Origin of the sequence: Pseudomonas faucium (assembly GCF_021602585.1) — a bacterium.
Taxonomy (GTDB): Bacteria; Pseudomonadota; Gammaproteobacteria; order Pseudomonadales; family Pseudomonadaceae; genus Aquipseudomonas; species Aquipseudomonas faucium.
Genome location: NZ_BQIP01000085.1, coordinates 1 through 247 on the forward strand (window position 1 = coordinate 1; position 247 = coordinate 247).

At 60.3% G+C, this 247-nt stretch carries 1 pseudogene; it reads left to right on the forward strand.

The features are described 5' to 3' along the window. Positions 1-133: pseudogene (locus tag L6D75_RS27270) on the forward strand (VOC family protein); the annotation flags it as partial. Positions 134-247: the final 114 nt, after the last annotated feature.

Genomic DNA, 247 nt, shown 5'->3' on the forward strand with positions numbered 1-247 from the left:
CAAGTGGGGGATTTCCTGGCAGATCTGCCCACGGATTCTCATCGAGGCGCTGGGCAACCCGGACCGGGCCGCAGCCAAGCGCGCGTTCGAGGCGATGATGAACATGGGCAAGATCGATGTGGCGGCGCTCGATCTCATGAACACCCAAAGGCTCAAGCCAAGCGCCTCAAACCCTGCTCAAGCGAATGATCTGCCGAGCACAGAACGCCCCAGTCAGAATCACCCCGAACAACCGCAACGTCTGCAT